The sequence below is a fragment of the Actinoplanes sp. NPDC049599 genome, from assembly GCF_044465625.1.
Classification (GTDB): Bacteria; Actinomycetota; Actinomycetes; order Mycobacteriales; family Micromonosporaceae; genus Actinoplanes.
Genome location: NZ_JBITLX010000040.1, coordinates 29,626 through 54,595 on the forward strand (window position 1 = coordinate 29,626; position 24,970 = coordinate 54,595).

Annotated in this window: 30 protein-coding genes; 13 read left to right on the forward strand and 17 right to left on the reverse strand. The window is 71.2% G+C overall.

The features are described from left to right. The first annotated feature begins 62 nt into the window (after positions 1 to 62). The 4 genes from ACIBQZ_RS39785 (at position 63) to ACIBQZ_RS39800 (ending at position 3,169) form a co-directional block, all read left to right on the forward strand. Positions 63 to 719: an ArsR/SmtB family transcription factor gene (locus tag ACIBQZ_RS39785; protein ID WP_396094129.1), complete on the forward strand. Its 657-nt coding sequence runs from the start codon at positions 63 to 65 to the stop codon at positions 717 to 719. Positions 720 to 912: 193 nt separating this feature from the next. Beyond that, on the forward strand, positions 913 to 1,506 hold the full coding sequence (locus ACIBQZ_RS39790) for a TetR/AcrR family transcriptional regulator (RefSeq protein WP_396094130.1): 594 nt from the start codon (positions 913 to 915) through the stop codon (positions 1,504 to 1,506). A gap of 74 nt (positions 1,507 to 1,580) precedes the next feature. Further along, entirely contained in the window at positions 1,581 to 2,399 is an 819-nt protein-coding gene (locus ACIBQZ_RS39795; protein WP_396094131.1) for a hypothetical protein, read from the forward strand. Then, a complete protein-coding gene (locus tag ACIBQZ_RS39800; protein ID WP_396094132.1) occupies positions 2,396 to 3,169 on the forward strand; it encodes an MBL fold metallo-hydrolase in 774 nt (257 codons plus the stop codon). Before ACIBQZ_RS39795 ends, ACIBQZ_RS39800 begins: the two co-directional genes overlap by 4 nt. Positions 3,170 to 3,246: 77 nt before the next feature. On the opposite strand, the gene ACIBQZ_RS39805 is transcribed toward ACIBQZ_RS39800, so the two are convergent. The 3 genes from ACIBQZ_RS39805 to ACIBQZ_RS39815 form a co-directional block, all read right to left on the reverse strand. Further along, positions 3,247 to 3,615, reverse strand: a complete 369-nt coding sequence (locus ACIBQZ_RS39805) for a hypothetical protein (protein WP_396094133.1) — start codon at positions 3,613 to 3,615, stop codon at positions 3,247 to 3,249. 40 nt (positions 3,616 to 3,655) lie between these two features. After that, on the reverse strand, positions 3,656 to 4,213 hold the full coding sequence (locus ACIBQZ_RS39810; RefSeq protein ID WP_396094134.1) for a dihydrofolate reductase family protein: 558 nt from the start codon (positions 4,211 to 4,213) through the stop codon (positions 3,656 to 3,658). Between the two features lie 71 nt (positions 4,214 to 4,284). Then, positions 4,285 to 6,018: an aminotransferase class V-fold PLP-dependent enzyme gene (locus ACIBQZ_RS39815; RefSeq protein WP_396094135.1), complete on the reverse strand. Its 1,734-nt coding sequence runs from the start codon at positions 6,016 to 6,018 to the stop codon at positions 4,285 to 4,287. 186 nt (positions 6,019 to 6,204) lie between these two features. Here ACIBQZ_RS39815 and ACIBQZ_RS39820 point away from each other — a divergent pair, with 186 nt between their 5' ends. Further along, the gene (locus ACIBQZ_RS39820; protein ID WP_396094166.1) at positions 6,205 to 7,323 is read left to right on the forward strand and encodes a PIG-L family deacetylase; all 1,119 of its coding nucleotides are present in this window, start codon (positions 6,205 to 6,207) and stop codon (positions 7,321 to 7,323) included. Here the strand turns inward: ACIBQZ_RS39820 and ACIBQZ_RS39825 are convergent. The 11 genes from ACIBQZ_RS39825 to ACIBQZ_RS39875 all read right to left on the reverse strand — a co-directional run bounded on the left by ACIBQZ_RS39825 (position 7,313) and on the right by ACIBQZ_RS39875 (position 16,662). Further along, positions 7,313 to 7,564: a thioredoxin family protein gene (locus tag ACIBQZ_RS39825; protein ID WP_396094137.1), complete on the reverse strand. Its 252-nt coding sequence runs from the start codon at positions 7,562 to 7,564 to the stop codon at positions 7,313 to 7,315. The genes ACIBQZ_RS39820 and ACIBQZ_RS39825 overlap by 11 nt on opposite strands. Positions 7,565 to 7,593: 29 nt before the next feature. Then, positions 7,594 to 8,664 (reverse strand): permease, encoded by a 1,071-nt coding sequence (locus ACIBQZ_RS39830; RefSeq protein ID WP_396094138.1) that lies wholly within the window; start codon positions 8,662 to 8,664, stop codon positions 7,594 to 7,596. Then, positions 8,661 to 8,996: an ArsR/SmtB family transcription factor gene (locus ACIBQZ_RS39835; RefSeq protein ID WP_396094139.1), complete on the reverse strand. Its 336-nt coding sequence runs from the start codon at positions 8,994 to 8,996 to the stop codon at positions 8,661 to 8,663. The genes ACIBQZ_RS39830 and ACIBQZ_RS39835 overlap by 4 nt, the downstream gene beginning before the upstream one ends. A 33-nt stretch (positions 8,997 to 9,029) precedes the next feature. After that, the gene (locus tag ACIBQZ_RS39840; protein WP_396094140.1) at positions 9,030 to 10,085 is read right to left on the reverse strand and encodes an SLAC1 anion channel family protein; all 1,056 of its coding nucleotides are present in this window, start codon (positions 10,083 to 10,085) and stop codon (positions 9,030 to 9,032) included. Beyond that, positions 10,082 to 11,050 carry a sulfite exporter TauE/SafE family protein gene (locus tag ACIBQZ_RS39845; RefSeq protein ID WP_396094141.1) on the reverse strand — a complete coding sequence of 323 codons (969 nt, stop codon included), beginning with the start codon at positions 11,048 to 11,050 and terminating at the stop codon, positions 10,082 to 10,084. Before ACIBQZ_RS39845 ends, ACIBQZ_RS39840 begins: the two co-directional genes overlap by 4 nt. Then, positions 11,047 to 11,646, reverse strand: coding sequence for a rhodanese-like domain-containing protein (locus ACIBQZ_RS39850; RefSeq protein ID WP_396094142.1), 600 nt, complete (start codon positions 11,644 to 11,646; stop codon positions 11,047 to 11,049). Before ACIBQZ_RS39850 ends, ACIBQZ_RS39845 begins: the two co-directional genes overlap by 4 nt. 80 nt (positions 11,647 to 11,726) lie before the next feature. Further along, the gene (locus ACIBQZ_RS39855) at positions 11,727 to 13,079 is read right to left on the reverse strand and encodes a rhodanese-like domain-containing protein (protein ID WP_396094167.1); all 1,353 of its coding nucleotides are present in this window, start codon (positions 13,077 to 13,079) and stop codon (positions 11,727 to 11,729) included. A gap of 33 nt (positions 13,080 to 13,112) precedes the next feature. After that, entirely contained in the window at positions 13,113 to 13,433 is a 321-nt protein-coding gene (locus ACIBQZ_RS39860; protein WP_396094143.1) for a rhodanese-like domain-containing protein, read from the reverse strand. A 98-nt stretch (positions 13,434 to 13,531) separates the two neighbouring features. Next, positions 13,532 to 14,731: an FAD-dependent oxidoreductase gene (locus ACIBQZ_RS39865; protein WP_396094144.1), complete on the reverse strand. Its 1,200-nt coding sequence runs from the start codon at positions 14,729 to 14,731 to the stop codon at positions 13,532 to 13,534. After that, positions 14,728 to 15,240, reverse strand: a complete 513-nt coding sequence (locus tag ACIBQZ_RS39870; protein WP_396094145.1) for a redoxin domain-containing protein — start codon at positions 15,238 to 15,240, stop codon at positions 14,728 to 14,730. The genes ACIBQZ_RS39865 and ACIBQZ_RS39870 overlap by 4 nt, the downstream gene beginning before the upstream one ends. A gap of 36 nt (positions 15,241 to 15,276) precedes the next feature. Further along, a complete protein-coding gene (locus tag ACIBQZ_RS39875; protein WP_396094146.1) occupies positions 15,277 to 16,662 on the reverse strand; it encodes a rhodanese-like domain-containing protein in 1,386 nt (461 codons plus the stop codon). A 197-nt stretch (positions 16,663 to 16,859) separates the two neighbouring features. On the opposite strand from ACIBQZ_RS39875, the gene ACIBQZ_RS39880 reads away from it, so the two are divergent. Beyond that, a complete protein-coding gene (locus tag ACIBQZ_RS39880) occupies positions 16,860 to 17,126 on the forward strand; it encodes a metal-sensitive transcriptional regulator (protein WP_329018098.1) in 267 nt (88 codons plus the stop codon). A 72-nt stretch (positions 17,127 to 17,198) separates the two neighbouring features. On the opposite strand, the gene ACIBQZ_RS39885 is transcribed toward ACIBQZ_RS39880, so the two are convergent. Then, entirely contained in the window at positions 17,199 to 17,573 is a 375-nt protein-coding gene (locus tag ACIBQZ_RS39885; RefSeq protein ID WP_396094147.1) for a thioredoxin family protein, read from the reverse strand. 174 nt (positions 17,574 to 17,747) lie between these two features. Here ACIBQZ_RS39885 and ACIBQZ_RS39890 point away from each other — a divergent pair, with 174 nt between their 5' ends. Genes ACIBQZ_RS39890 through ACIBQZ_RS39920 form a run of 7 tightly spaced genes read left to right on the forward strand, consistent with a single transcriptional unit; the run spans position 17,748 to position 22,605 of the window. Then, positions 17,748 to 18,989 carry an NAD(P)/FAD-dependent oxidoreductase gene (locus tag ACIBQZ_RS39890; RefSeq protein ID WP_396094148.1) on the forward strand — a complete coding sequence of 414 codons (1,242 nt, stop codon included), beginning with the start codon at positions 17,748 to 17,750 and terminating at the stop codon, positions 18,987 to 18,989. An 8-nt stretch (positions 18,990 to 18,997) separates the two neighbouring features. Next, on the forward strand, positions 18,998 to 19,312 hold the full coding sequence (locus ACIBQZ_RS39895; protein ID WP_396094149.1) for a TusE/DsrC/DsvC family sulfur relay protein: 315 nt from the start codon (positions 18,998 to 19,000) through the stop codon (positions 19,310 to 19,312). Positions 19,313 to 19,327: 15 nt separating this feature from the next. Next, the gene (locus ACIBQZ_RS39900; protein ID WP_396094150.1) at positions 19,328 to 19,840 is read left to right on the forward strand and encodes a DsrE/DsrF/DrsH-like family protein; all 513 of its coding nucleotides are present in this window, start codon (positions 19,328 to 19,330) and stop codon (positions 19,838 to 19,840) included. A gap of 9 nt (positions 19,841 to 19,849) precedes the next feature. Next, entirely contained in the window at positions 19,850 to 20,251 is a 402-nt protein-coding gene (locus ACIBQZ_RS39905) for an OsmC family protein (protein WP_396094151.1), read from the forward strand. A gap of 10 nt (positions 20,252 to 20,261) precedes the next feature. Beyond that, positions 20,262 to 20,543 carry a metal-sensitive transcriptional regulator gene (locus ACIBQZ_RS39910; protein WP_396094152.1) on the forward strand — a complete coding sequence of 94 codons (282 nt, stop codon included), beginning with the start codon at positions 20,262 to 20,264 and terminating at the stop codon, positions 20,541 to 20,543. Between the two features lie 15 nt (positions 20,544 to 20,558). Continuing rightward, positions 20,559 to 21,251, forward strand: coding sequence for a response regulator transcription factor (locus ACIBQZ_RS39915; protein WP_396094153.1), 693 nt, complete (start codon positions 20,559 to 20,561; stop codon positions 21,249 to 21,251). Next, on the forward strand, positions 21,241 to 22,605 hold the full coding sequence (locus ACIBQZ_RS39920) for an ATP-binding protein (protein ID WP_396094154.1): 1,365 nt from the start codon (positions 21,241 to 21,243) through the stop codon (positions 22,603 to 22,605). The genes ACIBQZ_RS39915 and ACIBQZ_RS39920 overlap by 11 nt, the downstream gene beginning before the upstream one ends. A gap of 266 nt (positions 22,606 to 22,871) precedes the next feature. Here ACIBQZ_RS39920 and ACIBQZ_RS39925 read toward each other — a convergent pair whose 3' ends face one another. Both ACIBQZ_RS39925 and eno read right to left on the reverse strand, forming a co-directional pair. Next, positions 22,872 to 23,594 (reverse strand): DUF2202 domain-containing protein, encoded by a 723-nt coding sequence (locus ACIBQZ_RS39925; protein WP_396094155.1) that lies wholly within the window; start codon positions 23,592 to 23,594, stop codon positions 22,872 to 22,874. Positions 23,595 to 23,709: 115 nt separating this feature from the next. Then, the gene (gene eno / locus ACIBQZ_RS39930) at positions 23,710 to 24,969 is read right to left on the reverse strand and encodes a phosphopyruvate hydratase (RefSeq protein ID WP_396094156.1); all 1,260 of its coding nucleotides are present in this window, start codon (positions 24,967 to 24,969) and stop codon (positions 23,710 to 23,712) included. Position 24,970 lies beyond the last annotated feature (1 nt).

The following is a 24,970-nucleotide window of genomic DNA, read 5'->3' on the forward strand; positions in this document are numbered from 1 at the left end:
GGTGGCACCGTGCCGTCGCCCCTTCACTACTACAATATTCCATAGAACATTGGAGGAGTGTCATGGGTGATCCGGTCGTCAAGGCCCGGCTGTTCGACGCGCTCGCGCAGGTCGGCAAAGCTCTCGGCAGCGGCAAGCGTCTCGAACTGCTCGACCTGCTCGCGCAAGGCGAACGCAGCGTCGAGGACCTGGCCCGTGCCGCCGGCCTGGGTTTGACCACCTGTTCGGCGCACCTGCAGAAGCTGCGTCAGGCCGGGCTGCTGACCACCCGCCGCGACGGCACGAAGATCTACTACCGGCTCGCCGGCCCGGACGTGGCCGCCCTGTACGCGCTGCTGCGCGACGTCGCCGGCACCCGGTTCACGCCGGCCGCCGCCGCCCGCGACACCTACCTCGGTGACGACGACACCGAAGCCGTCGGCCGCGAGGAGCTGCAACGTCGTCTCGCCGCCGGGGACGTTGTCGCCGTCGACGTGCGCCCGGCCGAGGAGTACGCCGCCGGGCACATCCCCGGCGCTGTCTCGATCCCGCTGGACCAGCTGCCCGACCGGCTCGCCGAACTGCCCGACGACGTCGCGGTCGTGGCCTACTGCCGCGGTGCGTACTGCGTGCTGGCCCACGACGCCGTCCGCTTGCTCACGGTCCGTGGCCGCCGCGCCGCCCGGCTGACCGACGGGATGCTCGAATGGCGGCTGGCCGACCTGCCCGTCGCGGCGTGACCGACCCGGTCGTCCTCGACAGCGGCGACCGCCGCTGCGTGCTCCTGCTCATTGGCCCCGGTGGTCCTCGCCGCGACCGGCGAGGGGCGGAGGCGCCGGCCGGAGGGCGTCGTACCGTCGGGTTCATGGACCGACTTGACTGATTGGTCAACGACGGCTAACTTTTGACCGAGCAGTCAAGCCGGGGGTGGCTATGGCCAAGGGGACGCGGGAACGGATCGTCGCGGTGGCGCGCGATCTGGTGCATGGCGCGTCGCTGGCCGAGGTGAGCACCGAGGACGTCTGCAAGGCTGCCGGTGTTCACAAGGGCAGCCTTTATCATTTCTTCCCGTCCAAGGAGGCTCTCGGTGGAGCGGTCCTGGACCACAACTGGGACATGATGCACGCGGTGCTCGACGAGGCCTTCGCCGCGGATGTGCCGCCGCTGGAGCGCATCGACCGCTTCGTCGACAGTTTCGGGCGGATGCTCTCGCTCATGCGGGAGCGGTTCGGCGCCACGCCGGGCTGCCCGCTCGGGGGCCTGGCCGCCGAGGTCGCCGGTCACGGCGAGGAGGGCCGCGCCCGAGCCGGCCGGGTGCTGGATGGCTGGATGGGCTACTTCGCGACGGCCATCAGTGAGGCGAAGGGGCGCGGCGACGTGCCCGCCGACATCGAGTCCACCAGTGCCGCGACCCGCGTGCTGGCGCTGATGCAGGGGCTGGCGCTGCTGGCCAAAGCGCACGACGACCCGAGTCTTGTCCTGCTGGCCAAAGCCGACATCCGATTGCTGCTGCGGGCGTCTCGCTGAGCATCGCTCAGTGACGTGCCCGCTTCTTCATGCCCGAAGAGTTGACCGATCAGTCAAATACCGAGGAGATTTTTGTGCCATCAACAACCACCACCGCGGGCGAGCAGTACCGGTTCACCCGGTTCCGCACCGCCCTGCTGCTCGACGATCTGACCTTCGACCGGGACGCGCCTGCCCCTGGCGACCGGGTGCCGGCTTTCGACCTGCCCACCGTCGACGGCGGCCGGTTCACCGACGCCGGCCTCGGCCCGCTGCCGGTGCTGCTGGTCTTCGGCTCCCGGACCTGCCCGGTCACCGAGAGCGCCGGGCCGATCCTGAACGCGCTGCACCGCGACTTCGGTGACCGGGTGCGGTTCGTCCTGGTGAACACCCGGGAGGCGCACCCGGGGGAGCGGTTCGGTCAGCCCGGGACCGTGGCGGACAAACGGCGTCACGCCGAGGAGCTGCGGCGCCATCACGGGGCCGGCTTCGAGGTGGCCGTCGACGATCTTGATGGTGGCCTGCACCGGGCGATGAGCCCGAAACCCAACTCGGCGTACCTGCTCGACGCCGGCGGTGTGATCCGGTTCCGCGCTCACTGGGCCAACGACGAGCGCGGCCTGCGAGCTGCGCTGACCGCGGTCGCCGCCGGACAGCAACCACAGCACCCGCGCAGTCGCGCGATGGTCGGGCCACTGCTGCGCGCGGTCGGCCATCTGCCCGCGGTGGTGAGGTTCGCCGGTGGCCGGGTGGAACGCGACATCTGGGTCGCCGCGGCGCCGCTGGCCGTACTCGGCCGTGTCTCCCGGCTTCTCGGCCGGTTGCCGGCGGACCGTCGCGGTCCGATCGCGGCGGTACTCACCGCTGCGGTCACAGTGCTGGCCGTGGCGTTCGCCGTGGCGGTGGCGCGATGACGGTGCGTTCCGGTCGGGTCAGCGTGCGTGCGATCCCGGTGGCAGGCCGGCACTCCATCAACGCCTACCTGCTGCTCGGTCGCCGGCCGATCCTCGTGGACGCCGGGATTCCCGGCAGCGGACACCGGATCGTCGACGGTATCGCCGCTCACGGGGTCGACCCGGCCGACCTGGCGTTGATCGTGCTCACTCACGCCCACATCGACCACTTCGGAGCCGCGGCACACGTCCGCGAGGTGACCGGCGCGCCGATCGCTGCCCACCGTGCGGACCTGGAGCCGTACCGGGCCGGGCGGGCCCGCGAGCCCTATCTGCCGACCGGCCCGTTCGGTGCGCTGCTGAGCCGGCTGCCCGCGCTGCACCGCACCACCCACGCGGTGGAGCCGGATCTTGTGCTCGACGGCCCGCAGCGCCTCGACGATCTCGGCGTCGCCGCCCGCATCATGCCCACGCCCGGCCACACCGCCGGGTCGGTCTCCGTGCTCACCGATGACGGTGACCTGGTGGCCGGTGATCTGATCGCCAGTTCGTTCCTGGGGGCGATCACCGGCCGGCCGGCGAACCCGCCGTTTCACGACGACCCGGCGGCGAACCTCGCCAGCCTGCGCGCGATGCTCGACCTCAACCCCGGGTCGCTGCATGTCGGCCACGGCGGCCGCCTCGACCCGGGCAGGGTGGCGCGGTGGGCCGGCCGGGAACAACGACGCCTCGACCGGCTCGCCGCCCGTGGCCGGATCCGCCGGCGCACTGAGCCGCGTCAGGCAGGCTGATCAGGCGACCGGGACGAGGAAGCCGAGCCGCTGGTCGGCCATGCCGGGGGTGATCTCGAGGAGGTCGGCGTCGCCGATCAGGGGTGCAGCGACAGCTCCTCACGCGCCTGACCGACCCACCCCTGCGTCAGCGACCACCGCGCCAACCAGGCCGGCACCACCGAGATCAGCTCATACATGGCATCGTCGAGAACAAACGTCCGCACGAACAACCCGAACGAGCCCGGCCGGTTCGAGTACGGCTGCTGGGCGATCAACGACCGGACACCGCCGCCCGGCAGAGCATCGTCCGGCTCCGTGACCAGGCAGGGCCAGTCAATGTCCAGCTCAGGATCTTCGGGCAACCGCGCAACGAGACCGAGGTGGAAGCGGACCTCGTCCAGGAACGACGCGGGCACGTCCGGCCGCAGGCGCAGCGAAAGCGTCCACTCGTAATGCAGGCTCACCGGCTTCTACCCGTCCGCTGCAGCGATGGACTCCGGGGGTTCAGCGCGCGCGGCGGTAGTGCATGGCCACCGCGCCGTTGCGGAGCGGCTCCGCCGAGAGCAGCTCGAGCCGGCGCGTGCCGGGCAGCCCGCCCTCGTGCAGCGTCGGGCCGTGTCCGGCGATCCTGGGATGGACGAGCAGCTGATACTCGTCGATCAGGTCCAGCCGGTCGAGCCCGGTCGCGAGCTTGCCGCTTCCGAGCAGGACCCCGGCCGGGTTCTCGTCCTTGAGCTTCTGCACGCCCTCGCGCAGATCGCCGGCGACGTGGTGGCTGTTGGCCCACGGGAAATCCTTGCGCGTCGACGACACCACGTACTTGGGTTTGGCCTGCAGCTTGACCGCCCACTCGCGCAGGGCCGGCGGCGCCTCCTCGTCGCCGCGGGCGACGGCCGGCCAGGCGCTCTCCATCATCTCGTAGGTGACGCGACCCCACAGCATCGCCCCGCACTCGTCCATGAGCCGGGTGAAGAAGGCGTGTGTCTCGTCGTCGGCGATCCCCTCCTGGTGGTCGACGCAACCATCCAGGGTGAGGTTGAGGCTGAAGATGAGCGGTCCCATGGCCGGCGAGTCTAGCGCCCCTACAGGACCGCTACTCGCGCTCAGAACCAGTGCCACCCAGATGACGACCTCTATCTCCGGCGGACAGCGCCGGCGGCGGTCAGGCAGGCCGGTGGCAGATGGAACCAGCGCAATGTTTCGAAGCCCGGCGGGAGCCCGGTGGCGCCGTCGTCGACGTCGTCGGGGTGGTCGCTGATCACCTCCGCGGCGTGGCGTAGGTAGCCGCCGAGGACCTCTTCTCCGGCGCTGGCTTGCCGTGCGGGGCCGGCCAGGGTGCCGTCGGCGGTGTAGTGCAGGTCGGCCAGGCGCACCGGCGCTCCCGGTGCGGCGTGACGGTGTCGCCACAGGCCGGTGTGCGGGTCGAAGTGGTAGTCGGCGAGCAGTCGGTGTCCGCCGACGGCGATGAGGTCGACGGCCTCGATGAGGTAGTCGGCGACGGTGTCGGAGATGAAGTAGTTGAAGTTGATGCGGACCCAGCCGGGTTTGATGCCTTCGCAGCCGTGGCCGATCTCGTCGCGGAACGCATGCGAGTGTGTCGCGTCAATGCCCAGCAGCCGGTGGCCGTAGGGTCCGGCGCAGGAGCAGCCGCCGCGGGCCTGGATGCCGAACAGGTCGTTGAGCAGCGCGACCACGTAGTTGTGGTGCAGGTACCTCGCGCCGTGACGGATCCGCAGCGACACGATCGACAGCCGCGGTGCCCGGCGGTTGCCGAGCACCTCGATGTGCGGGTCGGCGGCCCAGCGGTGCAGCGCACGCCGCCACAGCCGTTGCTCGCGGGCCGCGATGACCTCGGTGCCGACGGCCTGTTTGAGGGCGAAGACGAGGCCGGCGCGGATCGACTCGACGATGGCGGGGGTGCCGCCCTCTTCCCGGGCGACCGGGTCGTCGAGGTACCGGTGCCCGATCGGGTCGACGAACGCGACCGTGCCGCCGCCCGGGGTGGTGGGCACCCGGTTGCGGATCAGGTCGCGCCGCACGACCAGGACGCCGGGTGTCTGCGGGCCGCCGATGAACTTGTGCGGCGACAGGAACACCGCGTCCTTCCCGTCGGGCACGCCCGGTGCGGACGCGGCCATGCGGATGGGCACGTACGGTGCGGCGGCGGCGTAGTCGAAGAATGACAGCGCCCCGTGGGTGTGGAGCAGCGCGGCGATCGGGTCGGTGTCGGTCAGGATGCCGGTGACGTTGGAGGCGGCGGAGAAGCTGCCGATGCGCAGCGGCCGGTCGGCGTACCGCTCGAGTTGGGTGGCGAGGTCGGCGAGGTCGAGGTGCCCGTCCGGGTCGGCGCCTATCTCGACCACCTCGGCGTAGGTTTCCCGCCACGGCAGTTCGTTGGAGTGGTGCTCGTAGGGACCGACGAACACCACCGGCCGCTGCTCGGCGGGGATCCGGTCCAGCAGCCCGTACCGGCGGGCGGGGCCGTCGGGCAGCCGCAGTTCCAGGATGCCGACGAGTTTGTTGATCGCGGCGGTGGCGCCGGAGCCGCAGAAGATGACCACGTGCTCGTCGGTGCCGCCGACGGCGTCGTGGATGAGGCGTCGCGCGTCCTCGCGGAGCAGGCCGGTGGCCAGGCCGGTGCCGGAGGACTCGGTGTGGGTGTTGGCGTACCGGGGCAGCACGTGGTCGCGGATGGCGTCCTCGATGAAGTCCAGCGATCGTCCGGAGGCGGTGTAGTCGGCGTAGGTGATCCGGCGGGGCCCGTACGGGCCGTCGAGGATCTGGCCTTCGCCGATGATCCCGGCCCGGATCCGTTCGATCAGAGCCGCACCGGTTCCGGCCGGCGTCCGCGCTTTCGGCGTTGTCATCTTCGCGCCCTCGGTCCTTGTCAGCATGTCACCGATCCGAAACCGGACTCCCCTCATCAAATACCTACCGGGGTATCGACGGCAGAGACCCCGGTCCCGGCCGGCCGGGCCTTTCCGCCCCTCATGGCCGCGGAGCCTGCCGCACATCCCCGGCAAGAATACCCGCGGGGGTATGCTTACCGGGTGATGATCCGTCCGACGAATCCGGCCATCGGCCGGCCCGACCAGCGCCCCGCGCTGACCCGCGACATGGAACGTGTCCTCGCCGTGGTCGCGCACCCGGACGACGAGTCGTTCGCGCTGGGCGCGGTGCTGGACCGTCTCGTCGCCTGCGGGATTCCCGTATCGCTGCTGTGCTTCACCCACGGTGAGGCGTCCACCCTGCACGGCCGCGCCGGCGACCTGGCCACCATCCGCGACACGGAGCTGCGTACGGCCGCGGCGGTACTCGGTCTCGACTCGGTGGAACTGCTCGACTACCCCGACGGTCACCTCGACCGGCACCCGCTGGATCACCTGGCCGGGCAGGTCCGCCGGCTGATCGCCGCACAACACCCGAGCCACCTGCTCGTGTTCGACACCGGCGGGGTCACCGGCCACCCCGACCACCAGCAGGCCACCCGGGCCGCGCTGATCGCAGCCCGCGCCACCGGCCGTACCGTGCTGGCCTGGACCCTTCCGCACGACATCGCCGACCGGCTCAACGACCAGTTCGGCACCGCCTTCGTCGGCCGCCGGCCGGACGAGATCAACGCGCGGCTCAGCGTCTCCCGCACCCGCCAACGACGGGCGATCGTCGCCCACCGCAGCCAGTCGCTGCACAACCACGTGCTGCACCGCCGCTTGGCGCTGCTGCGTGACCGTGAGCACCTGCGGGTGCTCTACCAGCCGAACCAAGGAGAACCGCACATGTCGTACGCCTACACCACCCGCCTCCCGCAGCCGTTCTCCGCCGCTGTCGTGGACCGGGTCCGCGCCGCGCTGAAGGATCAGGGTTTCGGCGTGCTCACCGAGATCGACGTCCAGGCGACCCTGCACGCGAAACTCGGCGTGGCCATGGAGGATTACCTGATCCTCGGCGCGTGCAATCCGTCGCTCGCGCACCGCGCCCTGGGTCTCGACCCGGAGATCGGGCTGTTGCTGCCCTGCAACGTCGTCGTCCGCGCCGACGGAGCCGACGCCACCCTCGTGCAGGCGCTGGACCCGCAGACCATGGTCCAGGTCACCGGCCGGACCGAGATCCAGGAGATCGCCGACGACGCCGCCGTCCGGCTGCGCGCCGCCCTGGACCAGCTCAGCCGCTGAACGCCGGCAGAGCGGCCAGCAGGTCGCGCAACTGCCCCGCGGTGGGTACGCGGCCGGCGAGCACGACCTGCTCGTCGACGACCAGCGCGGGGGTGGACATCACCCCGTAACCGACGATGCTCGGAAAGTCGGTGACCTTCTTGATCTCGGCGGCGACGCCGAGTTCCTCGATGGCCTGGCGGGTGGCGCGTTCCAGGGCCACACAGTTGGCGCAACCCGGGCCGAGCACTTTGATCAGCATGAGAATCTCCCGAAGGGTGAGCCTCGCGGTCAGGCGAGGATGAGGTTGAACAGGTAGCCGACGGCGACGATGCCGGCGGCGGTGACCGCCACGAAGGCCGCCAGCAGCGGGGGTTTGAGGACGCGGCGCAGCAGGATGAGCTCGGGCAGGCTCAACGCGACGACGCTCATCATGAACGCCAGCAGCGTGCCCATCGGCAGTCCCTTGTCGTGCAGCGCCTCCACGAGCGGCATCACTCCGGCCGCGTTGGAGTACAGCGGCACCCCGACTACGACGGCCACCAGAACCCCGAACGGATTGTCCGGCCCGGCGTAGCGGGCGAAGAAGTCCTGCGGCGCCCACCCGTGGATCACCGCGCCCAGTCCGATGCCCACCAGCAGGTAGGGCCAGATCCGGCCCAGGATCGACCGGACCTCCTCCCGGCCCATCTGGACACGTTCGCGCACCGTCAGCCCGGCGGTGGAGTCGATGACCTGCCCGCCCAGGCGGGTCTCGAACACGAACGGCTCCACCCAGCGCTGCACGCCCAGCCGGCCCAGCACCCAGCCGGCCATCACCGCCACCGCCAGGCCGGCGGCCACGTACAGCCCGGCGACGCCGGGGCCGAACATGCCCAGCAGCAACGCGATCGCGACCTCGTTGACCAGCGGGCTGGCGATCAGGAACGACAAGGTCACCCCGATCGGCACCCCGGCGGCGACGAACCCGATGAACGCCGGCACCGCCGAACACGAACAGAACGGGGTCACCACGCCCAGCCCGGCGGCCATCACGTTGCCCACGCCCTCACGCCGGCCGCCCAGCAAGGCCCGGGTCCGTTCCACGCTCATGTACGAACGCGCCACGGTGACCACGAAGATGATCCCCACCAGCAGCAGGACGATCTTCACCGTGTCGTAGAAGAAGAAGTGCAGCCCCGATCCCCACCGCGATTCGGGATCCAGCCCCCACCACCGGTACACCACCAGGTCCCACCACGGCCCGTTGACCCGGTACGCGGCCAGCCACACCGCGAACACGCCGGCGCCGACCGCCGCACCCGTGGCGGGGCGCCGCCATCGCGAGACCGGGCTTTCCGCGGGGACGATGTGCTCACTCACCGGGCCACCTCCTGGTCCGCCGCCGGATCCGAGCCGGCGTATCCAGGCGTGGGAAGGGCCCGGTGAAGCTGCTCCAGCACGTCCGGGACGATCGTGTAGTCGACCCAGGTGCCACGCCGGTCGGCCCGTAGCAGTCCCGCCTCCCGCAGCACTCTCAGGTGGTACGACAGCAGACCGGCGGACACGGCCGCGACCGGCTGCAGCTCACACACGCACCGGGTGACCCCGTCGCTCAGGAACACCAGCAGTCGCCACCGCACCGGGTTCGCCACCGCGCCCAACAGGTTCGCCGCTGCGACGGAGTCTGCTTCAAGAAAAGTTTGACCAGCCACGTCTCGATCGTGCGCCCGGGCCCGGCCAGGTCATCAGGGTCGAAGGTCAGCATTGTGGGGTATGTCGACGCCCCTGGTTTCCGCTGCTGCCGGCTCGGGGCGGCTCAGGTCGCCTCTTCGCGCGGCGAGCAGCGTTCGTGCGGTGAGGCCGGCGGTCAGCACGCTGACCACGCCCAGGGCGAGCGCGGCGGCGGGCCGGTATCCGCTCATGCCGGCGTGGGCGGCGGCTAGCAACGCCGCGGTCAGCGCGGCGAGCGGGAAGGTGTACGCCCACGCGGACAGCGCGAACGGCAGCCTGCTGAGCCGGCCCGCCTGCACCGCGAGCAGGAGTGCCTGGAAGGTGGCCAGGTGCAGCAGGATCCGGGCGGCCGGGTCGGTGACGGCTCCGCCGAGGTGCAGCCAGGACAGGTACGCCACCGCGGGTGGGGCGATCAGGATGGCCAGGGTCGGTGCGAGCCGTGGGGGGAGCGGCCCGTGCAGGAACAGGCGGTTGAGGATGACCGGGAGCAGGGCGAGCCAGTAGCCCACGCCGACGGCGAAGAAGAACCAGGACACCTCGACCGGGGCGTGGGTGGTTCCGGCGAGCGGGACGACGAGGTTGCCGACGACCGGGATGAACCAGGCCGGGTGGACGTGACCGGGCTCGAAGCGGGGGTCGCCGATCCACACCCGCAGCACGTGCAGGGTCAGGACGAGCTGAGTCAGGCTGCCGGCCCACCACAGGATCGCTGACAGCGGCCGGGACGCGTCGAGCAGCGCCGCGGCGAGGATGATCGCAGAAACGGGGATGGTCGCGGTGAACGCCAGCATCACGGGGTGACGCCATTCCCGGCGCACGGCGTCCGGGTGCCGGAACGCTTTGGCGGCGTAGGCGGTGCCGGTGACGGCGAAGGCGCTGAGGGCGGTCCAGGCCAGGATCCGGCCCGGGAGCGGCGAGATGGCGAAGGTGCCCGCGGCGCGTCGCCATACCAGTGCGGTCCCGCCCAGCCCCATCACCGTCGCGAAGACGCTGACCGGCAGGTGGGCCAGCCCGCCGGCCCGCCGGGTGAGCGTGCCGCCGGTTGGTGCCGGTGCCACGCCGGTGGTCACGAGGGCACCCCATGGTGGTCGGCCGATGGCAGGTCCGACGGCCGTGCCGCCGGCCCGGGCGGCACGGGCCCGGGGATCTCCGTCGGCGGCGTCGGGTGGGCGTCCCGCGAGGTCTCCGACCGTCGGTGCCGGCGGGTGAGCGCCCAGGCGGTGCCGGCGGCGGCGAGCGCGGCGGCGCCTACCCACAGGATCGGGTTGGTGGAGAGGCCGGAGGGCAGTTGCTGGGCGAGGACGAAGACGCCCATGACGGCCACGAACCAGCCGAAGGTCTTGCGCAGGATCACCTCGGGGATCCGTCCGGCGAGCCTTCCGCCGGCGAGGCTGCCGAGGATGGCGGCGGCGGTGACGGCGGCGGCGAGGGGCCAGTTGATGTGCACGGTGGAGAGGTATCCGGCGAGGCCGGCGAAGGATTTCATCGCGATGACCAGCAGGGAGGTGCCGACGGCGATGGGCATCGGCAGCCCGCCGAGCAGGGCCAGGGCGGGCACGACGAGGAAGCCGCCGCCGGCGCCGACCAGACCCGTGACCAGGCCGACGATGACGCCGTCGGCGATGACGTGCAGCACGGGAAGCTCGTGCGGAACGGGCTTTCCGGGTTTCGGCCGGCGGCCACGGATCATCGCGATCGAGGTGGCGAGCATCATCAGCGCGAACCCGGCGAGCAGGACGGTGCCGGGGATGTAGGCGGCGAGGCGCCCGCCGGCGTAGGCGCCGGACATGCCGGCCACCCCGAAGATCAGGCCGGTTCGCCAGCGGACCCGGTGGGCGCGGGCGTGCGGGATGACGGCGACGGCGCTGGTGGCGCCGACGACCAGCAGCGAGGTGGCGATGGCCTCTTTCGCGGGCAGGTCGGCGACATAGACCAGCAGGGGGACCGCGAGGATGGAACCGCCGCCGCCGAGCAGGCCGAGGCTGACACCGATGCCCACGGCGAGCACAACCGTGAGCACGACCGTGGCGGTCACCGCCGGGCCCCTGTCTCGCGCAACTGCCCGACGATGGTGGTCAGGTCGCAGCTCGCGGTGCCGCGGTTGTAGGGCAGCTTGGCCAGCAGCATGCCCATGGCACAGGTGTTGGTGAGCGCGGCGACGGTCAGGCCCGCACCCATCAGCGCCGCGACCCACTGCAGGCCGGGCAGCAGCAGGGAGCCGAGGACGCTGGACAGCACGATGACGCCGGCGACGAGGCGGACCTGCCGTTCCAGATCCCAGCGTGACCGGCCGCGGTTGACCGGGGCGTCGGTGTGCTGCCAGGCGAGCATGCCGCCGTCGAGGATCTTCACGTTGGGCAGGCCCACCTCGGCGAGGGTCTGCCCGGCCTGGGTGGCGCGGGCGCCGGAACGGCAGACGAGCACGACCTGGTCGTCGAGGTGGGCCCGCAGCTCGGCGCGGTGCTCGCGGAGCAGGTCCAGCGGCACGTTGTAGGCGCCGGGAATGTGCGCGGTCTCGAACTCGCCCGGCGTGCGCACGTCCAGGACGCGCAGGTCGCCGCCGGTGGTGAGCAGGTCCCGCAGGGTCGCGGCATCCACGGTCGTGGGGTTGGTGAACTCGGGAGAGGTCATGGCTCCTCGTTCGGCTCGGGTTTCGGGCAGGATGGGTCGGCCGGACCGGCCTGGGCCGGTCCGGCGCGGGTCCGGGCGGGTCAGCTCGCGGCGAGGGTGAGCAGGCCGTTGGCGCGGGCCTGGTCGAAGTCGTCGTCGACAGCGACGACGTGGCGACCCCCGGCGGCGAGCAGCGACGCGGCGACGGTGGCGCGGTAACCGGCGGCGCAGTGCACCCAGATCTCGCCGCCGGGTACGTCGTCGAGGCGGCGCAGCAGGTCGTGCAGCGGGATGTGCAGGGCGCCGTCGATGTGCGCGCCGGCTCGTTCGAGGTCGCGGCGGACGTCGAGGACGGTGACGTGCCGGTGGTGGCGGATCAGGGCGAGGTCGGCGAAGGTGGCCCGCGGGATCGTGGCCAGGTCCTCGCCGCCGGCCCACTGCTGCGGGGTGCCGGTGGCGTGGGCGGCGGGCCGGTCGATGCCGATGCGGACCAGTTCCCGCTGGGCCTCGGCGATCTGGTCGGGGGTTTCGCCGAGCAGGGTCAGTGGTGTCCCCCACGGGATGAGCCAGCCGAGGTAGGTGGCGAAGCTGCCGTCGAGGCCGAAGTTCAGCGTGCCGGCCAGGTGGCCGGCGGTGAACGCGACCCGGTTGCGCAGGTCGACCACCCATTCCCCGGCCGCGATGCGTTTGCGCAGTTGCTCGGCGTCGGCCCGCTCCGGCGGGGACAGGTCGGGTGCGGCCGGGCCGGCGGTGTTGGCGGCGGCCATGTGGGCGTAGTAGGCGGGCCAGGCGTCCAGTCCGGCGAGCAGTTCGTCGACGAAGGCCTCTTCGTCGCGGGTGAGCGCCGGGTTGATCAGCTTCTCCGAGCCGATGGTGGCGGTGTCAGCCGCGCTCTGGGTCGCCGAGCAGAAGCTGCCGAAACCGTGCGTCGGATACACCGCGGCGCTGTCCGGCAGCTCGCTCGCGAGGCGGTGGGCGGAGGCGTACTGGTGCCGGACGAGGGTGTGGGTGTGGTCGGGGCCGAGCAGGTCGGGCCGGCCGACCGAGCCGTACAGCAGCGATCCGCCCGAGAACACCGCCACCTGCTGCCCGTCGTGGTCGAGGGCGTAGGACAGGTGGGTGAAGGTGTGTCCCGGGGTGGCCAGGACACGTACGTGCATGTCCTGGCCGACCGTGATGATGTCGCCGTCGCGGACCGGGGTGCGGTCGAAGGTGACCGGGTCGTCGGCGTTGACGTGGTAGGCGGCGCCGGTCGCGGCGGCGAGGGCGTACCCGCCGGTGACGTAGTCGTTGTGGATGTGGGTTTCGAAGACGTGGGTGATCTGGACGCCTGCGCCGGTGGCGAGGGCGAGGATCCGGTCGATGTCGCGTTGCGGGTCGACCACGAACGCGACCCGGCCGTCGTGGACCAGGTAGCTGCGGTCGCCCAGGGTGGTGGTGTCGATCGGCAGGATGTGCGGCACGGTGGTGAGCTCCTTCGTTGACGGTCAGGCGGCGGCGTGCATGCCGCGGGTCACCGGGTGGCCGGAGTGGATCCATGCCCCGGTGCCGCCCGCGACCGACCAGGCGTCGATGCCGGCGGCGATGAGGTAGCCGGCGGCGGACAGGCTGCGGTTGCCGCTCGCGCACACGACGTAGACCGGCGCATTGCGCGGCAGTTCGCTGACGTGGGACGACAGCTGCCCGAGCGGCATCAGCCGGGCGCCGGGGACGTGGCCCTCGACGTACTCAAAAGGCTCACGCACATCGATCACGAGCGCGCCGTCGCGGTGGGCGGCGGCGAAGCTCCTCTGGTCAATCTCGCGCATCTGGGCTGTTCTCCTTCTCGGTTCGTATACCCCCGGGGGTATCTACTCTCCACGATAGCGCGGCGATCGGTGGTCGTGTCAACGTCTTCCGGGAAACCTCACGCCCGGCCGCGGAGCAGGCCGTGCCAGTACAGCTGCGGCAGGGCGTATCTCTTGAGCAGGTACATGTCGTAGCGGGGGCGCATGGTGTCGATGACCGGGAAAGTGGGTCGTGGGGTGAGGGTGTAGTCGAACTCGGCGAGCAGCATCCGGTTGTGTGCGGTGACCACGGGGCAGGAGGTGTAGCCGTCGTAGCGGGCGACCGGTGGTGCGCCGCGGCGGGCGGCGAGCACGTTGGCGGCCACGACAGGCGCTTGTTTGCGGATGGCTGCGCCGGTCTTCGACGTCGGCAGGTTCGCGGCGTCGCCGAGGGCGAACACATCCGGCCAGTCCGGGTGGCGCAGGGTGTGCCGGTCGGCCTTGAGATAGCCGTACGGGCTGTCCGGGTCGGCGAGCGGGCTGTTGCGGATCCAGTCGGGGGCGCTCTGCGGTGGTGCGGTGTGCAGGACCTCGAAGTCGAGTTCCTCCTTGGTGCCGTTCGCGGTGTCGAGCAGCACGGCGCGCCGGTTCGGGCCGTCGACCTCCACCAGCTGGGTGTTGTGGCGGACCTCGATGCCGTAGTCCGCGGCGACGCGTTTGAGGACCCGGCCCCAGTCGGGCTGGCTGAACATGGCCGCGGTGGGCAACACCATGATCAGCTTCATCCGGTCGGCCAGGCCCTGGCGGCGCCACCAGTCGGCGGCCAGGTAGGCGATCTTCTGCGGGGCCCCGGCGCACTTGATCGGGCCGGGCGGGGTGACGAAGAGCGCGGTACCGGAGCTGGCCTGCTGGATGAACTGCCAGGTCCGTGGCGCGAGATCAACCCGGTAGTTGCTGGACACCCCATCGCGGCCGAGCGTCTCGGCGAGACCGGGTACGGCGTCGAAGTTGAGCTGGATACCGGGCGCCAGCACGAGCTGGTCGTAGCCCACCGTGGTGCCGTCACCGAGCGTGACGGTGTGTGCGGCGGGATCGATACCGACCGCCCGGTCGCGGATCCAGGTGACTCCCCGGGGCATGACCTTCCCCTCCGGCCGCACCGTCTCGCGCGTGGTGGCCTGGCCGGCGCCGACCAGCGTCCACAGCGGCTGGTAGTAGTGCACGTCGGAGGGCTCCACGACGGCCACGTCGGCGACTCCCGCTCGGCGCAGCCGGGCGGCGACGCTGATGCCCGCGGTGCCACCGCCGACGATGACCACGTCGTGCCGGGCGGCGCTCATCGGTCCGCTCCCCGGTCGGGCACGGTCGCCAGGCGCCAGTCGATGAGCTTGAGGTCCTGATCGGCCAGCCGCGCGTCCAGCGCCGCCTCGGTGGTGGGCGCACCGAGCACGACGTCGTCGCCGGGCCGCCAGTTGGCCGGACAGGACACGCTGTCGCGATCAGAGGTCTGCAGCGCGTCGATGAGGCGGAGGATCTCCGGGATCATCCGGCCGGCATTCATCGGGTGGTACCGCACCGCCCGGACGGTCTGCTCCGGATCAATGACGAACACCGCCCGCACGGCGGCGGTCTGCGACGTGTTCGGGTGCAGCATGCCGTAGGCGCGGGCCACCCTCATGTCGAGGTCGGCGATGATCGGGAAGGGGATCCGCACGCCGAGTTTGTCGGTGATCGCCTGGGTCCCGGCCAGGCGTACTCGTCCGTGGGTGCTGTCGGCGTCGAAGTCGGGTGCCGGGTCGCCGATCCGCGGCAGCGCGGCCGGCGCTGCGACCTGGGAATCATCGGTCATGGTGACGTTCAGCTCCTCGCAACAGTCCGGGGGTGGTCAGGCGGTGGCCGGCTGGTGGGCGGTTTGCCAGGCGAGGTAGCCGCCGAGCAGGTCGGAGACGTCGGGGTGGCCGGCGTGGCGCAGCAGGCTGGCGGCGACCGAGGAGCGGTAGCCGCCCTGGCAGGAGACGACGACGGGCCGGTCGGTGGGGATCTCGCCGAGCCGGTTGGGTAGCTGGGCGAGGGGGATGTGCATCGCCTGGTCGATGCTGCCGGCGGCGACCTCGCCGGGGTTGCGCACGTCGAGCACGACCGGTGGGTTCCCGCCGGCCAGGGCGGTGCGCAGTTCGGCCACGGTGAGCCGACTGGCCCGCTCGATCTGGTCGGGCATGGTCAGGAAGGCGGCCTCGGGCTCGCGCAGGTAGCCGGCCACGTTGTCCAGGCCGATACGGGCGAGCCGGGTGACGATTTCCTCTTCCCGGTCCTGGGCGGCGATGATCAGGATCCGCTGGTCCGGCTTGACGACCGTGCCGGCGGTCTCGGCGAATCGCCCGTCGGCCGGCACGTTGAGTGAGCCGCGCAGGTGCCCGGCGGCGTAGTCGGGGGCGTCGCGGGTGTCCAGCACGACGGCGCCGCCGGTCCGGGCGGTCAGGAATTCGTCGGTGGTCAGCGGGGTCGGCGGGTTGCCGGCGTCGAACAGGGCATGGTCGCGGCGGTTGAGCACGGCGTCATGGACGAAGTAGCCCGGTGCGGCCGGTTGTCCTTCGGTGACCATCGCAAGGAACTGCTCGGCCGGCATCGGGGTGCAGGCGTAGTTGGTGGCGCGTTGCTCGCCGATGGTGGAGGCCCGTTCGGTGGACAGGTTCTTGCCGCAGGCCGAGCCGGCGCCGTGCGCGGGGAACACCCGGACCGGGTCGGGCAGGGCCATGAGTTTGTGCTGCACGCTGTCGTAGAGCATCGCGCCGAGTTGCTCGGCGGTGTGGCCGAGCGAGGCGAGCAGGTCCGGGCGGCCGACGTCGCCGATGAACAGCGCGTCGCCGGTGAGCACCGCGTACGGCACCTCGTCGCCCGCGTGCTCGTAGACCAGCACGCTGATCGACTCGGGCGTGTGGCCGGGGGTTTCCATGATCTGCAACGTGACGTCGCCGAGGCTGATGCGCTCGCCGTCGGCGAGCTTGCGGATCGGGTAGTCGGCCTCGGCGCGCTGCCCGTAGCCGATCCAGGCGCCGGTGGTCGCGGCCAGTTCCAGGTGGCCGGCGATGAAGTCGGCGTGGAAGTGGGTGTTGATGACCGCCTCGATGGTCAGGCCGTGTGCGGCCGCGTCGGCCAGGTATTCGGCGATGTCCCGGCGCGGGTCGACCACGATGGCGCGGCGGGTGTTCTCGTCGGCGATCAGGTACGAGGCCTGGGACAGGCAGTCCAAGTAGTACTGGGTGAAGATCACGTGCGCCTCCACGGCATCCGGAACGGGTGAGCCCTACCCGACTGAGCATACCCCCCGGGGTATGCGGAAGGCGTGCCGCCGAACGCCTCTGATTCTCGGGACCAAGGTCCCGCCGCTCCCGTCCCTAAGGATGATGCCGGTCGTATACCCCCGGGGGTAGCGTTGGTGGTCGGAACATCGGGGTGAAGGAGTGCGTGATGCAGGTCGACGAGACCGCCACCGGCGACGTGATCAAGCGGCTGCGCCGGGCCGAGGGCCAGATTCGCGGCGTGATCGGCATGTTGGAGGAGGGCCGCGACTGCGCCGAGGTCGTCATGCAGTTGGCCGCGGTCTCCCGGGCGCTGGACCGGGCCGGCTTCAAAATCATCGCCAGCGGTCTGCAGCAGTGCATGACCGCCGACGAGGGCGAGGACCAGAGCGCCAACCTGGAACGGATGGAGAAGCTGTTTCTGTCCTTGGCCTGATCGGGGCGGTTGGGTCGCAAGTGCGGGCCGGTGGGATCCTGGATCCCACCGGCCCGTCGCGTGCGGGAGTGTTCAGCGCTTGGCGGCTGCGGCCTTGGCGGCGATCTTGGCGCGGACGTCGTCCATGTCGAGATCCGCGACGGCGGCGATGACCTGTTCCAGTGCCGCGGCCGGCAGTGCGCCGGGCTGGGAGAAGACCGCCACCCCGTCCCGGAACGCCATCAGGGTCGGGATGGACGAGATGCGCAGTGCGCCCGCGAGTCCGGCTTCGGCCTCGGTGTCCACCTTCGCGAACACGATATCCGGGTGCCGGACGCTGGCCTGCTCGAAGACCGGCGCGAAGCGCCGGCAGGGGCCGCACCAGCCGGCCCAGAAATCCACCAGGACGATGCCGTCGCCGGTCACCGCCTGCTCGAACGTGTCGGCTGTCAACGCCACTGTTGCCATCTGAAACCCTCCTCGACAGATACCCCCACGGGTATATGGTCCAACGCTACGGCGGCGCCGAGGTATTCCGCCCGGCCTGATGGTCCCGTCCTGAAACAGGACTTAGTCCCCTACGGGGCCGCCTGATCTGTGGATACCGTGGGGGGTATCAGAGATCAGTGGGAGGTGGACGCGATGCGACGGTTGCTCGTCCTGGGTGCCGGCACGGCGGGCACGATGGTGGTCAACAAGCTGCGTCATCGCCTGGCCGGCCCGGATTGGCAGATCACCGTGGTGGAGCCCAGCGAGGCGCATTTCTACCAGCCGGGTTATCTGTTCCTGCCGTTCGGCATGTACAGCCCGGAGCAGGTGGTCAAGCCGACCCGGCCGCTGGTCGTCGACGGCGTGGAGTTCGTCCGGGGCGAGGTCGCCCGGGTGGTCGCCGAGGAGAACCGGGTGCTGTTGTCCGGCGGCCGGTCCCTTCCGTACGACTATCTGGTGATCGCCACGGGCGTGAGTCCGCGGCCGGACCAGACCCCGGGCCTGCTCGACGGCGGGCAGTGGCGCCGGAGCATCTTCGACTTCTACACCTACGACGGCGCCCTCGCGCTCGCCCGGGCTCTCGACGCGTTCGAGGGTGGCCGGCTGGTCGTGCACATCACCGAGATGCCGATCAAGTGCCCGGTCGCGCCGCTGGAGTTCGTCTTCCTCGCCGATGCCTACTTCCGGCAGCGCGGCATGCGCGACCGCGTCGAGCTGGTCTACGCGACACCGCTGCCCGGGGCGTTCACCAAACCGATCGCCGCCGCCCGGCTGGGGTCGATGCTGGACGAGCGGAAGATCACCGTCGAGCCGGACTTCCTGGTCGAACGCGTCGACGGCACCACGCTGGTGTCGTACGACGAGCGGGAGATCCCGTTCGACCTGCTGGTCACCGTGCCGCTGAACATGGGCGCCGACTACGTCGCTCGTTCCGGGCTGGGCAACGAGCTGAACCTGGTGCCGGTCGACCGGGGCACCATGCTCGCCAAGGCGTACGACAACGTGTTCGCGCTCGGCGACGCCAACGACATCCCGACCTCCAAGGCCGGGTCGGTCGCGCACTTCGCCGTGGAGGTGTTCGTCGACAACTTCGTCGCGTACGTGGCCGGCAAGCCGATGACCGGGCGCTTCGACGGGCACGCCAACTGCTTCGTCGAGTCCGGTGACGGCAAGGCGCTGCTGATCGATTTCAACTACGACACCGAGCCGTTGCCGGGCCGCTACCCGGTGCCGGCCGTGGGCCCGTTCCGGCTGCTCGACGAGGCGGCCGTGAACCATTGGGGCAAGCTCGCGTTCCGGTGGATGTACTGGAACGTCCTGCTCCCCGGACGGCCGATTCCGCTGCCGGCGCACATGTCGATGGCCGGCAAACACATCCCGACCTCGGAGGAATGAGACAAGCCATGCCTGTGACCACTATCGCCGGTCGTACGGTCCACGTTGATGCCGAAGGTTTCCTGACCAGCTACGACGAGTGGGACCCCGACCTGGCCGAGCAGCTCGCCGAGCAGATCGGCATCGGCCTGACCGACGCGCACTGGAAGGCGATCACGTTCCTGCGGGAGGACTACGCCGCGCAGGGCGAGACGGCCACGCTGCGCCGCGTGTCCACTGTCGGCGGCATCGGCACCAAGGACCTGTTCGCCCTGTTCCCCAAGAAGCCGGCCAAGAAGATGGCCTACATCGCCGGTCTGCCCAAGCCCCACGGCTGTGTCTGAAACGGGAGTACTGCCATGACCACTGAAGCCGTTCCGGCGATCGTGCCGAACTTCGACGACGATCAGAACACCGACCGTAAGCTGGCCATCATCTGTTCCAAAGGCACCCTGGACATGGCCTACCCAGGTCTTGTCCTGGCCAACGCCGCGCTCGGTGAGGGTGTCGAGACCCACCTGTTCTTCACGTTCTGGGGCTTCGACATGATCACGAAGTCGCGGATGGGTGACCTGAAATTCACCATGCTGGGTAACACCGCCACCCACCTGCCCCAAGGGATCGGGGGCCTGCCCGGGATGACCGCGCTGGCCACCCACCAGATGAAAAAACAGATCGCCGACGTCGGCGTGCCGGAGGTCCCCGAGTTCCTGGAGCAGATCGTCGCCTCCGGCGGCCACCTGTGGGCCTGCCGGATGTCCGCCGACATGATGCACCTCGCCAAGGACGACCTGTACGACGGTGTCGAGGACATCATCAACGCCGCTGACTTCATCGAGAAGACCGCCGGCGCCCAGCTGCTGTTCATCTAGGAGATTGTCATGACCAGCGGAGAAGTGAGCGTCGGCCACATCGACGGCGACGTCTACGAGATCCACGTACGCGGACATCACCTCACCGTCGACCAGCCTGTCGAGGCCGGCGGCACCGACAAGGCGCCCACCCCGACCGAGCTGTTCGCCGCCTCGCTCGCCGCGTGTGTCGCCTTCTACGTCGGCAGGTACCTCGACCGGCACGGCGACGACCGCACCGGGCTGCGCGTGCACGCCGACTTCGACATGGCCACGAACCGGCCCGCCCGGGTCGCCGCGATCCGGGTCAGCGTCGACCCACCCGTGGGCTTCCCCGCCGAGCGCATTCCCGCGCTGACCGCGGTGGCCGGGCACTGCACCGTGCACAACAGCCTTGTCCAGGCGCCCGAAGTGACCGTCACCGTCGGGTAGGAGGCGTGAGATGGACATCGACCAGCCGCACTCGCGGGCCGTGAGCCGGCGGCTGCGCCGCGCCGCCGGCCAACTGCGAGGGGTGATCGGCATGCTGGAGTCAGGCCGGGACCACGAAGCCGTTCTGCTCCAGGTCGCCGCGGTGTCCCACGCCGTGCACCGGACCGCCTACCTGATCATCGCGGACCAGTTGCGGCAATGCACCGCTGACGGGGACCGCCGGGGTGTGACGCTCGCCGAGGTCGAGCGAGCATTCCAGAATGTCGGACAACTCCGGAACACAGGCAGCTGAGGAGGTCACCAAGCCATGTCAGGTGCGGTTCTCGTGGTCGAGGACGATCGGGAACTGCGGGAGGTCGTCCGCCGGTACCTCGAACGCGCCGGCCACGCCGTGCACTCCACCGGCTCCGGTGCCGAGGCGCTGAGCCTGCTGGACACCGGCGGCATCGACCTGATCGTCCTCGACCTCGGCCTGCCCGACGTGGACGGGCTGGAAATCCTGGCCGCCGCCCGCCAGGGACGAGAGGTGCCGGTGGTGGTACTGACCGCGCGCAGCCAGGTCGAGGACCGCATCGACGGCCTCCGCCGCGGCGCCGACGACTACGTCACCAAACCGTTCAGTCCCACCGAACTCGTCCTGCGGGTCCAGGCCGTCCTGCACCGCACCCAGGGCACCAGCGGCGCGGCCGAGGCGGCCACGTACGGCGGCGGACACCTGCGGATCGACGACACCCGGCACGAAGCCCACCTCGACGGCGTCGCGCTGGAGCTGACCCCCACCGAATGGGGGCTGCTGACCGCCCTGGCCGCCGCCCCGGGCCGGGTGTTCTCCCGCTACGAGCTGGTCAACCGGGTCCGGGGGTACGAGTTCGCCGGCTACGAACGCACCATCGACTCGCACGTGAAGAACCTGCGCCGCAAGCTCGGCGACAACGGCGCCGACATCGTCGAGACCGTCCTCGGCGTCGGATACCGCCTCGGGTGGTCCCGTGACCGCTGACCGGTGGTTCCTCGGCCCGCTGCGCAGCCCGCTCGGCCGGCGGCTGCTCGCCGCGTTCCTGTTCGTCGCGCTGTCCTCGGTCGCCGTCCTGACCGCCGCGGCCCTGGTCGGCACCGCCCGAGGCCTGACCAGCGCCCAGCAGAGCGACCGCCGGCAGGCCGCGGCCCGCACCGCCGAAGCCGTGGCCGCCGCATACCAGCAGGCCGGCGGCTGGGCCGGCGCCGACCTGAGCGCCGCGTCGGCCATCGCCGGCGCCGCCGGCGCCCGGCTCGTCGTGCAGGACGACGATGACCAGATGGTCTGGCCGGGCCGGGGGATGGGGCCGGGAATGAGCGGAATGCACGCCGCCGCCACCGCCGCCGTGGTCGAGGCCCCCGTCGTCGCCGGCGCACAGACCGTCGGCAGCGTGCGGCTCGCGTTCACCACGACCGCCACCGCCGGGCGGGCGGTGGCGTGGTCCTGGGTGCTCGGCGCTGCCGCCGTCGCGCTGCTCACCGCCCTGGCAGCCGCCGGCTATGTGACCCGGAGATTGACCCGGCCCCTGCAGGCTCTCACCGGCGCCGCCCGCCGGTTCGCCGCCGGGGAACCCGGCGCCCGCGCGGCCACCGGCGGTCCCGGCGAACTCGGCGAGCTCGCCGACGCGTTCGACACCATGGCCGACGACCTGGTCCGCGCCGACCAGGTGCGCCGCAGCCTTGCCGCCGACGTCGCCCACGAACTGCGCACACCCCTCGCCGCGGTGCAGGCCGGCCTCGAAGAACTCCGCGACGGCCTGCGTGAACCGGACACCGAACGCCTCGCCGCCCTGCACGACCAGACCCTGCGCCTCGGCCGGGTCGTGCAGGATCTCGCCGACCTGTCCGCCGCCGAGTCCGGCGCGCTGTCGCTGCACCGCACCGACACCGACCTGGCGGAGATCGCCCGCACCGCGCTCAGCGCGCACGAGGCCCCCCTCGACGCCGCCGGCCTGCACACCGGCACCGACCTGACGGTCGCGCTGCCCGTGCACGCCGACCCGGACCGGCTGCACCAGGCCATCACCAACCTGCTCGCCAACGCCGCCCGCTACTGCCGCCCCGGCGACCGCGTCACCGTACGCGGACACCGCAGCGGCGAGTTCGCCGTCCTGGAGGTCGCCGACACCGGCCCCGGCATCCCCGCCGACGAACTTCCACACGTCTTCCAACGGCTCTGGCGCGGAGCCCGGGCCCGGACCGTCGCCGGCTCCGGCATCGGCCTCGCCGTCGTCCGCGAACTGGTCAACGCCCACGGCGGCACCGTCTCAGCGGCCTCACCCACCGGCGGCGGCACCACCATCACCATCCGCCTCCCGCTCGCCTACCCGGATCGGTAGGTCGCCGCGCCACCGCGGTCGCTGCCACCAGCTACGCCCGGTGGGAACGCCGCGAACGAGTCGTCCAGCTGGGCGGGTCGCTCCCACCGTCGCCACTACCCCCACCCCCACCTCCAACCCGGTGGCTGGTCGCCGGCTTTGCCACCGTGCTGTGCCTCACCGCGCTCGGCGCCATTCCCTGATCTGAACGCGGGCCTCAGGAGACCGGCCGGCCGCGCAAAACGCGGCGGCGGGTATTACCCCGCCGCCGCGTCTGACGTGCCCTGTTACCGGGTGGACCAGTTCTGGAACGCGGCCAGGTGATGTTGCGAGGCCGCCCGCAGCTGGGTGTAGACCTGCGTGACGTCGGGGGCGCTCAGCCCGTCGAGGGCGGCGGTGAGGTCGGCGATGTCGGTCTGCTCGACCGTCACGCCGGCCCGCAGGGCGGCGGCCTGGCCGGCCTGGCCCTGTGCCAGCAGCTTGTCGTAGGTCGCCTGCACCGTCGGGTCGCTGAACTGCCCGGCGGTCTTGCCCGCCGTCGGGTCGGCGACGCCGTACCGGGTGAGCAGGGTCCGCACCGCGGCCAGGTGCCGGGTCTCCGAGGCGGCGATCCGGTCGAAGACGACCGCGTCGTACTTGCCGGCGAACGCCGTGTACAGGTCGTGCGCCAGCTTCTCCTCCTGCGCCATCGCGATCAGCGTCGTCTTCTGCTGCTCGGTGAGGGTGCCTTTCGCGGCGGTGATCGCCGGGTCGAGGCACGTGCCGTCCCGGGCGCCGGCCCCCATCATCCCGGAGCCGCCCATGCCGTGGCCGTTGCCGTACCCGTTGCCCATGCCGTAACCGGAGCCCATACCGCCGCCGGACCATCCCGGCCCGGGGGTTGCCGCCGCCACCGGTAGGCCGGCGAACGGACCCGCCCCGGCCAGCGCCGGTGCCGCCACCACGATCCCACCAAGGCCGAGCGCACCCGCGGCCACCAGAATCGCCGTCCGGCGTGTCGTCGTCCTCATCGCTTCCTCCACTCATCGATCTGGCTGACACCCCTACCGTGACGCCGCGCTGTGCGGGCCGGATGTAGCCGATGTGGGGAACGCATGGAGACCCGCTTCCTGCGGTTGTTCAGCCTCAGCGCAGCCCGTACGCCATCCGGCTTTCGGCCTCGATCTCGATGAGCCGGTTGTACTTCGCGACCCGTTCGCCGCGTGCCGGGGCGCCGGTCTTGAGCTGGCCGCAGCCGGTGCCGGTGGCCAGGTCGGCGATGAAGGTGTCCTCGGTCTCCCCGGAACGATGGGAGACCATCTGCGCCCAGCCGGCGTTGCGGCACAGTCGCATCGTTTCGAGGGTTTCGGTGATGGTGCCGATCTGGTTGACCTTGATCAGGGCGGCGTTCGCGGCCCGGCGGGTGATCGCCTCGGTGACGATGGCCGGGTTGGTGACCAGCAGGTCGTCGCCGACGATCTGGAGCCGTTCGCCGAGGCGTTCGGTCATCCGGATCCAGCCGTCCCAGTCGCCCTCGGCCAGGCCGTCCTCGATGCTCCACACCGGGAATTCCTCGATGATCGCCTGGTACCGGGCGATCATGTCGTCGCTGCTCAACCGTTCCCCGGCGACGTGGTAGGAGCCGTCGCGGTAGAACTCGCTGGCCGCCGGGTCCATGGCGATGGCCACGCCGTCACGGCCCGGGGTGTAGCCGGCGTCGGTGATCGCGTCGACCAGAGCGGTCAGGACGTCTTCGGGGGCGTCGATGTCGGGTGCGAACCCGCCCTCGTCGCCCAGACCGGTGGCGAAGCCCTTGTCGGCGAGGCGTCGCCGCAGCGCGGCGTACACCTCCGCGCCGGCCCGGACCGCCTCGGCCAGGGTGGGCGCACCCACCGGGGCGATCATGAACTCCTGGAAGTCGAGCCGGTTCGGGGCGTGCGCACCGCCGTTGACGACATTGAAGTGCGGCACGGGCAGCCGCGGCGTCACCCCGTCGGGGGTGAGGTAGCGCCACAGCGGCACCCCGGCCGTGGCGGCGAACGCGCGGGCGGCGGCCATCGACACGCCGACGATCGCGTTGGCCCCCAGCCGGGACTTGGTGGCCGTCCCGTCCGCATCGATCATCGCCTGGTCGACGGCCGCCAGGTCGGGAAACGCGCGTCCGCGCAGCAGGTCGGCGAGTTCGCCGTTGACGTTGCCCGCCGCGCGCAGCACCCCCTTGCCGGCAAAGCGTGCCGGGTCGTTGTCGCGCAGTTCGACGGCCTCGCGGCTGCCGGTGGACGCCCCGGACGGCACCCCGGCGCGCACACTGCTGCCGTCCGGCAGGCTCAGCGTGACCGCCAGCGTCGGCCGGCCGCGGGAATCGAGCACTTCCACGGCGCGCAGGCCGGTGATGGACAACGTCATG